General features: G+C 61.6%; 5 protein-coding genes and 1 pseudogene. All 6 read left to right on the plus strand.

Annotated features, from left to right (window positions below):
• Nucleotides 1-172 (plus strand): annotated as a pseudogene (locus ACIONG_RS29610) (16S rRNA (cytosine(1402)-N(4))-methyltransferase); the annotation flags it as partial.
• A complete protein-coding gene (gene ftsL / locus ACIONG_RS29615; protein ID WP_007917008.1) occupies nucleotides 169-462 on the plus strand; it encodes a cell division protein FtsL in 294 nt (97 codons plus the stop codon). The pseudogene ACIONG_RS29610 and the gene ftsL, both read left to right, overlap by 4 nt.
• Nucleotides 462-2,201 carry a penicillin-binding protein 2 gene (locus ACIONG_RS29620; RefSeq protein WP_177431450.1) on the plus strand — a complete coding sequence of 580 codons (1,740 nt, stop codon included), beginning with the start codon at nucleotides 462-464 and terminating at the stop codon, nucleotides 2,199-2,201. Before ftsL ends, ACIONG_RS29620 begins: the two co-directional genes overlap by 1 nt.
• The gene (locus ACIONG_RS29625; protein ID WP_103306217.1) at nucleotides 2,201-3,664 is read left to right on the plus strand and encodes a UDP-N-acetylmuramoyl-L-alanyl-D-glutamate--2,6-diaminopimelate ligase; all 1,464 of its coding nucleotides are present in this window, start codon (nucleotides 2,201-2,203) and stop codon (nucleotides 3,662-3,664) included. The genes ACIONG_RS29620 and ACIONG_RS29625 overlap by 1 nt, the downstream gene beginning before the upstream one ends.
• On the plus strand, nucleotides 3,657-5,024 hold the full coding sequence (gene murF / locus ACIONG_RS29630; protein ID WP_401304503.1) for a UDP-N-acetylmuramoyl-tripeptide--D-alanyl-D-alanine ligase: 1,368 nt from the start codon (nucleotides 3,657-3,659) through the stop codon (nucleotides 5,022-5,024). The genes ACIONG_RS29625 and murF overlap by 8 nt, the downstream gene beginning before the upstream one ends.
• On the plus strand, nucleotides 5,024-6,034 hold a 1,011-nt coding region (gene mraY / locus ACIONG_RS29635), incomplete at its 3' end, for a phospho-N-acetylmuramoyl-pentapeptide-transferase (RefSeq protein ID WP_401304505.1). The genes murF and mraY, both read left to right, overlap by 1 nt.

The following is a 6,034-nucleotide window of genomic DNA, read 5'->3' on the forward strand; positions in this document are numbered from 1 at the left end:
GCTGGTGAAAGGCGCCCCCGACACCCACCCGCGCAACCGGCCGGGTCCACACGAAGCGCTCGAACCGAAAATCCAAGTCCAGGGCATCGCCCACACGGCCTCCGACGCCGAACTCAAAGCCAACCCACGTTCCCGTAGCGCCGTCATGCGCGTCGCGGAGAAGCTGCGGTGAGCAAGCTTTTCGCCAAGCCACTGCCCGGCGGCAGCTTTCTGATGCTGCTGCTGTTCATCGGCGTGCTCGTGTCGGCCATCGCCGTGTCCTACAGCGCGCACTGGAACCGGCAGTTGCTCAACACCCTGTACAACGAACTCAGCGTGCGCGACAAGGCGCAGGCCGAGTGGGGCCGTTTGATTCTCGAACAAAGCACCTGGACCGCGCACAGCCGGATCGAAGTGCTGGCCACCGAACAACTGAAGATGCACATTCCCGGCGCGGCTGACGTGAAGATGGTGGCGCCATGATGAAACTCGAAGGCGCACTGTTCCCATGGCGCTTCCGCCTGATGGTGGCGCTGCTCGGCGTGATGGTCGCGGCGATCTGCTGGCGCATCATCGATCTGCAAGTGGTTGACCGTGACTTCCTCAAAGGTCAGGGCGATGCACGCAGTCTGCGCCATATCCCGATTCCGGCTCACCGTGGTCTGATCACCGACCGTAACGGCGAGCCTTTGGCCGTGAGTACCCCGGTGACCACGCTGTGGGCCAACGCCAAGGAAATGCAGACCGCCAAAGAGAAGTGGCCGGCACTCGCCGCCGCCCTGGGTCAGGACCCGAAAGCCCTGACCGAACGCCTCGAAGCGCAAGCCAACAAAGAATTCATCTATCTGGTGCGCGGGCTGACCCCCGAGCAGGGCCAGGCTGTGCTCGACCTGAAAGTGCCGGGCGTCTACGGCATCGAAGAATTCCGCCGGTTCTACCCGGCCGGTGAAGTCACCGCGCACATGGTCGGGTTTACCGACATTGATGACCACGGTCGCGAAGGTGTCGAACTCGCTTATGACGAATGGCTCGCCGGAGTGCCGGGCAAACGACAGGTCATCAAGGATCGGCGCGGTCGGCTGATCAAGGATGTCCAGGTCACCAAAAACGCCAAGGCCGGCAAGCCCTTGGCGTTGTCCATTGATCTGCGTCTGCAATATCTGGCCAACCGCGAGCTGCGTAACGCGATCATCGAGAACGGCGCCAAGGCCGGCAGTCTGGTGATCATGGACGTGAAGACCGGCGAAATTCTCGCCATGGTCAACCAGCCGACCTACAACCCGAACAACCGTCGCAACCTGCAACCGGCGATGATGCGTAACCGCGCAATGATCGACGTGTTCGAACCGGGTTCGACCATGAAAGCCATCTCCATGAGCGCCGCGATCGAAACCGGCCGCTGGAAACCGAGCGATACCGTCGAGGTGTACCCGGGCTCCCTGCAGATCGGCAAGTACACGATCAAGGACGTTTCCAAGACCGAAGGTCCGGTACTCGACCTGACCGGCATCCTGATCAATTCCAGTAACGTCGGCATGAGTAAGGTCGCCTTCGATATCGGCGGCGAAACCATTTTCCGTCTCGCGCAGAAAGTCGGCCTTGGCCAGGACACCGGCCTCGGCTTCCCGGGCGAACGTGTCGGCAACCTGCCGAACTACCGCGAATGGCGCAAGGCTGAAACTGCCACGCTGTCTTACGGCTACGGTATTTCCGTGACCGCGATTCAGCTTGTTCACGCGTTCTCGGCGCTGGCCAACAATGGTCGTCTGGCGCCATTGACTCTGATCAAAACCGACAAGCCGCCGCAAACCACGCAAGTGCTGCCGGAAGCGGTCGCGAAAACCATGCAAGGCATGCTGACGCAGGTGATCGAAGCCCCGCGCGGCGTGTTCCGTGCACAGGTGCCGGCGTATCACGTGGCGGGCAAGTCCGGTACTGCACGTAAAACGTCGGTAGGCACCAAGGGCTACGCCGAAAACTCGTACCGTTCTTTGTTCGCCGGCTTCGGGCCGATGAGCGATCCGCGTTACGCCATCGTTGTGGTGATCGATGAACCGTCCAAGGCCGGTTACTTCGGTGGTCTGGTTTCCGCACCGGTGTTCAGCCGTGTGATGTCCGGCACCCTGCGCCTGATGAACGTGACCCCGGACAACCTGCCGACCACACAACAGGCCAACGCCACCCCGGTCGTTCCGCTGAAAGCCAATGGAGGGCGCGGCTGATGTCATTAAGTCTGAACAAGATATTCCCCCACGCCGGCCACGATCTGTTGATCCGTGAATTGGCGCTGGACAGTCGCAACGTACGCGCGGGCGACCTGTTCCTCGCGGTGCCTGGCGGCAAATTCGATGGCCGTGCGCACATTGCCGATGCTCTGGCGCGCGGCGCGGCGGCCGTGGCCTATGAAGTGGAAGGCGCCACTGTGCTGCCGATCACCGATGTGCCGCTGATTCCGGTCAAAGGTCTGGCGGCGCAGCTGTCGGATATCGCCGGGCGTTTTTACGGCGAGCCAAGCCATCACCTGAACCTGATCGGCGTGACCGGCACCAACGGCAAGACCAGCGTGACCCAATTGGTCGCGCAGGCACTGGATCTGCTTGGCCAGCATTGCGGCATCGTCGGAACCCTCGGTTCCGGCTTCTATGGCGCACTGGAAAGCGGTCTGCACACCACGCCGAATCCGATCGCCGTACAAGCGACCCTGGGCGACCTGAAAAAGGCCGGCGCCAAAGCCGTGGCCATGGAGGTCTCGTCCCACGGTCTGGATCAGGGCCGGGTCACTGCGCTGGCTTTCGACGTGGCGGTGATGACCAACCTGTCCCGCGATCATCTGGATTATCACGGCACCATGGAGGCGTACGCCGAGGCCAAGGCCAAGCTGTTCGCCTGGAATGATCTGAAGTGCCGCGTGGTCAACCTCGACGACGATTTCGGCCGGCAACTGGCTGCCGAAAAACGCGAGTCGCGTTTGATCACCTACAGCCTGCTCGACAGCAGCGCCTACCTGTTTTGCCGCGAAGCGCAGTTCGACGACCACGGCGTGCGCGCCACGCTGGTAACGCCGCAGGGCGAACATCATCTGCGCAGCACCTTGCTCGGTCGCTTCAACCTGAGCAACGTATTGGCCGCCGTTGGCGCCTTGCTCGGTCTGGACTACGCGCTCGACGAAATTCTCAAAGTGCTGCCGAAACTCGAGGGTCCGGCCGGTCGCATGCAGCGTCTGGGCGGCGGCACTCAGCCGTTGGTGGTGGTCGATTACGCCCACACTCCGGATGCATTGGAAAAAGTTCTGACCGCTTTGCGCCCGCACGTCAAAGGCCAACTGCTGTGCCTGTTCGGTTGCGGCGGTGATCGCGATCGCGGCAAGCGTCCGTTGATGGCCGAAGTGGTCGAGCGTCTGGCCGATCAAGTGCTGGTCACCGACGACAACCCGCGCACTGAAGACCCGGCAGTAATTTTCGATGACATCCGCGCCGGTTTCACGGCTGTGGATAAAGTCACCTTCGTCGCTGGCCGTGGCCAGGCGATTGCACAACTGATTGCCGGTGCTTCAGCGGATGACGTGATTGTCCTGGCCGGTAAAGGTCACGAGGACTATCAGGAAATCAACGGCGAGCGCCATGCCTTCTCTGATCTGGTCGAGGCCGATCACGCCCTGACCGCTTGGGAGGTGGCCCATGCTTAAGGCCCTGAAACTCAGCGAGTTGACCAACGCGCTCGACGCACGCCTGATCAGCGCCGATGCCAGTTTCGACGGCGTCAGCATCGACAGCCGTGCGATCAAACCTGGCCAACTGTTTATTGCCCTGACCGGCCCGCGTTTTGACGGTCATGACTATTTGAACGACGTCGCCGCCAAAGGCGCGGTGGCTGCGCTGGTCGAGCGTGAAGTCGCCGACAGCACGTTGCCGCAGTTGCTGGTCAAGGACACCCGTCAGGCCCTCGGCCAATTGGGCACCTTGAACCGTGCCGCATTCACTCAGCCAGTCGCGGCCATCACCGGCTCCAGCGGCAAGACCACGGTCAAGGAAATGCTCGCGAGCATTCTGCGCACGCGCGGTCCGGTACTGGCGACCCGTGGCAATCTGAACAACGACCTCGGCGCGCCGCTGACCCTGCTCGAACTGGCCCCGGAGCACACTTCGGCCGTGATCGAACTGGGTGCCTCGCGTCTCGGCGAAATCGCCTACACCGTTGGCCTGACCAAGCCGCATGTGGCGATCCTGAACAATGCCGGCACCGCGCACGTCGGTGAGTTCGGCGGCCCGGAAAAAATCGTCGAAGCCAAGGGCGAAATCATCGACGGGCTGGCGGCCGATGGCGTCGCCGTGCTTAACCTCGATGACAAGGCCTTCGGTATCTGGAAGATCCGTGCGGGCGCTCGCAAAGTGCTGACCTTCGCTTTGAGCAATTCGCAAGCTGACTTCTACGCCAGCGACTTGAGCACCGATGCCCGTGGTTGCCCGGCCTTCAATCTGCACACACCTGAAGGTGTCGAGCGCGTTCAACTGAACCTGCTCGGCACCCACAACGTTGCCAATGCCATGGCTGCCGCCGCCGCTGCGCACGCCCTGGGCGTGTCGCTGTTCGGCATCGCCACCGGGCTGGGCGCCGTGCAGCCGGTCAAGGGTCGTACCGTTGCGCAACTGGCGAAAAACGGCATGCGCGTGATTGATGACACTTACAACGCAAACCCCACCTCGATGTGCGCGGCCGTTGATATACTCGCCGGCTTTTCCGGCCGCACCGTCCTGGTGCTCGGAGATATCGGCGAGTTGGGCGATTGGGCGGAGCAGGGGCACCGCGACGTGGGCGAATACGCCCGGGGCAAGGTTTCCGCGCTTTATGCAGTCGGGCCAAACATGGTTCACGCCGTAAACGCTTTCGGTGAGCAGGCGCATCACTTCGGCACGCAAGCCGAACTGATCCAGGCCCTCGACGCCGAGCAGGACACAAACACCACTATTTTGATCAAGGGTTCGCGCAGTGCAGCGATGGAAAACATCGTTGCGGCTCTGTGCGGGTCCAGTCTGGAGAAACATTAATGCTGCTGCTGCTAGCGGAGTATCTGCAACAGTTCTACAAAGGCTTCGCGGTCTTCCAGTACCTGACCCTGCGCGGGATCCTCGGTGTGCTGACCGCGCTGGTTTTGTCGCTGTGCTATGGCCCGTGGATGATCCGCACTTTGCAGAACCGTCAGATCGGTCAATCCGTTCGTAACGATGGTCCGCAATCGCACTTGTCGAAATCCGGTACGCCGACCATGGGTGGCGCGCTGATTCTCTCTTCGATCGGCGTCAGCACTCTGCTCTGGGCTGACCTGAGCAACCGTTACGTCTGGACTGTTTTGCTGGTGACCCTGCTGTTCGGTGCCATCGGCTGGGTCGACGATTACCGCAAAGTCATCGAGAAGAATTCGCGTGGCCTGCCGAGCCGCTGGAAGTATTTCTGGCAATCGGTGTTCGGCCTCGGCGCGGCGATCTTCCTTTATATGACCGCTTCCACCCCGGTGGAAACCACACTGATCCTGCCGATGCTCAAGGACTACAGCATTCCGCTGGGCGTCGGCTTCATCGTGCTGACCTACTTTGTGATCGTTGGTTCGAGCAACGCGGTCAACCTGACCGACGGCCTCGACGGTCTGGCAATCATGCCAACCGTGATGGTCGGCGGTGGTCTGGGCATCTTCTGCTACCTGTCGGGTAACGTGAAATTCGCTGAATACCTGCTGATCCCGTATGTGCCGGGCGCGGGTGAGCTGATCGTGTTCTGCGGTGCGCTGATCGGTGCCGGTCTGGGCTTCCTGTGGTTCAACACCTACCCGGCGCAGGTGTTCATGGGCGACGTCGGTGCACTGGCACTCGGCGCGGCACTGGGCACCATCGCGGTGATCGTCCGTCAGGAAATCGTCCTGTTCATCATGGGCGGCGTGTTCGTGATGGAAACCCTGTCAGTCGTCATTCAGGTTGCGTCCTTTAAGCTGACCGGTCGCCGTGTGTTCCGCATGGCTCCGATACACCACCACTTTGAACTCAAGGGCTGGCCCGAGCCGCGC

The organism is Pseudomonas sp. NPDC087817, from assembly GCF_044742875.1.
Classification (GTDB): domain Bacteria; phylum Pseudomonadota; class Gammaproteobacteria; order Pseudomonadales; family Pseudomonadaceae; genus Aquipseudomonas.

Excerpts from the sequence above, each read along its gene's own strand:
- ACIONG_RS29620 (WP_177431450.1), top strand. The coding sequence starts at position 462 with ATGAAACTCGAAGGCGCACTGTTCCCATGGCGCTTCCGCCTGATGGTG.
- ACIONG_RS29625 (WP_103306217.1), top strand. The coding sequence starts at position 2,201 with ATGTCATTAAGTCTGAACAAGATATTCCCCCACGCCGGCCACGATCTG.
- murF (WP_401304503.1), top strand. The coding sequence starts at position 3,657 with ATGCTTAAGGCCCTGAAACTCAGCGAGTTGACCAACGCGCTCGACGCA.